At 52.2% G+C, this 3,756-nt stretch carries 1 protein-coding gene; it reads right to left on the reverse strand.

The genetic code is table 11. The features are described 5' to 3' along the window. Positions 1 to 184: 184 nt before the first annotated feature. Positions 185 to 3,756 (reverse strand): hypothetical protein (locus tag PHI12_13970; GenBank protein ID MDD5511893.1); only part of this gene is annotated, 3,572 nt, incomplete at its 5' end.

A 3,756-nucleotide genomic window follows, 5' to 3' on the forward strand; every position in this document is an offset into this window, starting at 1 on the left:
CATTTGTTGCTCCTACCGCGCATTCTCCATTCGCCACAAAAAACACCCCTTCCCTGGCTTTATTTTCCTTTGCGCCCATATAAAAAAGCCTGTAGAATATCTACAGGCTATAGCGCCGTTCCCTTTCAAAGTCGCGGCGCTGAAAAGGGGCCGTCCGTCCCTGGCGCGGCCCCCGCCTACTCTGTTAAAACTGCGGTACTCTTAAGGGTATCGTCTCCCTTCCGAAAAACTCCCGCACCAAGTTAATTTGTATCGTGTCGAAGTATTCAAGCAGCTCGCGTTTATGCGTTGCTGTTAGTTCAGAGTCATCGTGCACCTGCTGGGCCAGTTTCCGAAGGTCCGAAAGGTCGTTGGCGATACTTCTCATGTATGGCAGGGCTATCTTCAGTACCTTATCATGTTCTGTTTGGGGATCGTCGCCTACCATTTGTGCCTCTGCAAACAGGTTGTAAAATTGGTTGACCGATTCCGCACCGGAAGCCCGCGTCTTGTATAAACTCGGGCCTGCGAATATCCTGTCGGCCACGGTAGGCGCGGGCTTGGTGGTTGTATCCGCTATACCAGCAGCCCGGAGAGCGTAGTCCATGACGGAAACAATACCCATCCCCAAATGACCCGTAACCGACTTTAAGGCATGGTCTGTTTTCTTGGGCGAGATATTAAACGTCTGCCCTAACAGCTTGGAGACTTCCGTGCTGTATGGGCTGTATCTTTCAGCAGGTTTCTTGTATTGATCCCCCTGGGATTCAATCGGCCTGTCCTCAAAGAATTTATAGTCTGCTATAAGCTCCGCAAACACCATCGGCCAGAAGGTAAAGCCCGGCACAAGCGACCTGTACATGCCTTGCCACCAACCATCAAACACCTCTTTGTTTTGTGTGTATAAATAGGTCGCGCACCTTTCTATGAACGTACCGAAGAACCACCCTTGCACACCGTACGGCCTGGGCAGGGGCAAGAAAAGGTCGGTGCTTTGCGGGTTGCCAAGGGGAATGTTAATACACCAGTCCTTTCTCCATTGGGGCAACTCCTGGTAATTGGGGTTGTCCTTGTTCAGCCAGTAAAATGCAAGTGTGGAGAGAGAAATTCCCACAAAGTACTTGAGCATGGTTTTCCAGCGTCTTTTCGGGTCTTTCATTTCACGGTATAGCCTGAACTGCCCGTGAAATACCGGTCGGAAGAAGGGCAAGACTTTCCCTAATTGCCTGGTCGCAACGCCTGTCATGTTGTGGTCAACGGTAATATCCTTACCGGCCAAAGTAGCCTCCAGTGGGTGTACCCCTTTACGGATAGCCATCTTGGTCTGCCCGATGTTTGTACTCATCTCCGAAGCGGTTACCATGGCCTTAATAAGTCGCCAGGGGGTTCCTATTGCTCCCGGCACGGTTTTCTTTGCCGGTACTCTCCAGTGAGTATCGGAGATCGCCCGCTCCATCATCTTTTTAAGGAGCTTCGCCGCACTTTCCTCGTTCATTATGTCAAGTGACTTCATCGTGCCGCCCATAGCGGTAAAGGTATCCATGTACGTCTTCTCTTTACGCACAAACTCTTTGAATATCCCGAGTATGGCGTTCTCCTTCTCCATCGGGTACTGCTTTATGAAAGGCTCCATTACTTTTCTGACCGGCGCGCTGTCGAAAAGCAAAGTAAACAGGCCATCTACCCAGGAGACGCCGGGGATATACCCGTACTCGCCGTGGGCGAAGGCTATCTGCTGGTCCCGCACCGTGTTGTTGTAAGGCCACCGCAGGTTGGCGATATGCCCGGTTCTGAAAATTGAAGAAATGTATTTGCTTATCCAGTTGGCGACCTTCGGACTGATCACGTCAAGCGGTGCTCTAATATAAGCGTTCAAAAGATCCCGGTCGAATACCTCGTATGCCCGGGCCTTGCCGTCCCACCAGTCAATAACTATGTTCTTGTGTTTCTGTGTGAATTTCTGCGGCCGGAAAACGTCAAGGATAACGTCGTTCATTTCCGTAGTATCTACCTCGAAGGGCAACCCCTCCTTGCCGCCGCCGAACTTGTCCATGACCTGATCCAGTATTTCGGTTAGTGTTACCCTTGTTACAGACATGGGCAAGCGTATCTCTTCGATAAACTTCCCGGCCTCCTGCGGGAACTTGTTTACCGCTTCAATGTAGGCGTGGTTCGTCAAACGGGTCTTGTATATTTTGGACATAGTGCGGATCTCGCGCACCAAGCTCAATAAGGGGTTAACAATAGGTAGATCGGCCCCGTGTTCTTTCCTCAACAGCCGGTCGGAGTATGGCACCTTGTCCTTCCTTACCTGGCTCTCGATCCACTGTCGCCTCATCGGTATAGCGGTTGGGTACTTGCTTAAATACCTTGTTATTTCCTCTTCGCTGTACGCCCCGTGCAGGGTGGCGCGGTACACCCTCTGCCGTAACCCGTCCCGCCATTCCCCTTTCTCGTCAACGTAGCCGAACAGCTCGCCCATTTGCTCACGGTAGACCTTGCCGTGGGGAGTTCTCTCAAGTCTCCGCACGTATCCCTTGTATTTATCGAGCGTCAGGCCGAACTCTGGCTTTATCCCCCCGGAGACCACCCCGGCATCTTCTCGGGAAATGATCGCCTGCGCGGTGACATAGCGCATGAACTCCTCGGCGTGTTCCATCGCCTCGGCATACGTTTTCCCCAGCTTGCCCACCCGGGCGAATATCTCTTCTACCGAAGGGCCGACAAACTCCACGGCCTTTTTCTTTTCATTCCACTTCGGAGTACCCGTCTCGGGATCAATGGCCGGTTGCCCCCTGGTAATCCAGCACTCCTCAAACCCGGGGGAAGTTTCAAACCTCCCGTATTTCCAGACCTCGCCGTGGCGCTCCTGAATACCCTTTAGGGCCGCTTCGTGCTTCTCCATCGGCAGGAGAAAATCGGAAGTCAAGTAAAAATACCGCTCCAGGAAGTTAGAGAGTACCCTGTTTTCATCGTAGAATGACTGAAGAACACGTTTAAACCCCTTGGGGGCGTCCAAGTCTCTGCCCATAAATTCGTCAACATACGCCCTTACCCGGTCGTCGGGATTGTCGCTGAAGCTATCCCGGTAGTGCTCAATCCGGTTTTTAACCTGATCGAGCTTCCTTTCGACAGCCGGGTACTTGTAAATATTTCCCGTGAAATACTTATTCAGTTCCGGGGCGTACTTGGCGGCCTGGTCGGGGTGCAGGAAGTAGTGGTAGAAATAGTCTGCCACCCCTTCCCCGAGCAGGGTCTTTTGCGAAGCGTCCGGGTTTTCCTTTAAGAGTGCCTTAACGTAGGGCATGTTCAGCAGTTCGTCGTGGAATTGCTTGTCGCTCAAGCTCATTAAAGCGTCAATATGGTGGCCTAACTCATGGGTCAGTACTCTTAGGTCGCGGGCGTGTCTTGTCCTCGCCCGGATCACCCCAACGTTGGTCCTATAGACCGCAGCGGCGCTCTTTTTATACACCCTCCCCAGCCTTACGGGGACAATGCGGTTAATAGAGCGTATTATTTTGACAATAGACTGCTCCTCGGCCTTGTTTACTTTCGGCCTTTGGGGTTGAGAGGCCAAAGGTCTGCCTAGGACAGTTTCGGAGAAGGCTTGTTCGGCGGGGACTTTTTTAGGCGCGATCTTCTTTGGCGCTACATAAACCCTTCGCACACGTTTGTTGAACAGTTCAGGTATTACCTTGACTTCGCGCCCAGTAGACTTCCTTACTTCTTCGGCTATTTGTGCGGCTTTTTTCGGCGTCCAAGACGACCGGCCAAGGC

It is taken from the genome of Dehalococcoidales bacterium, from assembly GCA_028716225.1.
Classification (GTDB): domain Bacteria; phylum Chloroflexota; class Dehalococcoidia; order Dehalococcoidales; family UBA5760; genus UBA5760.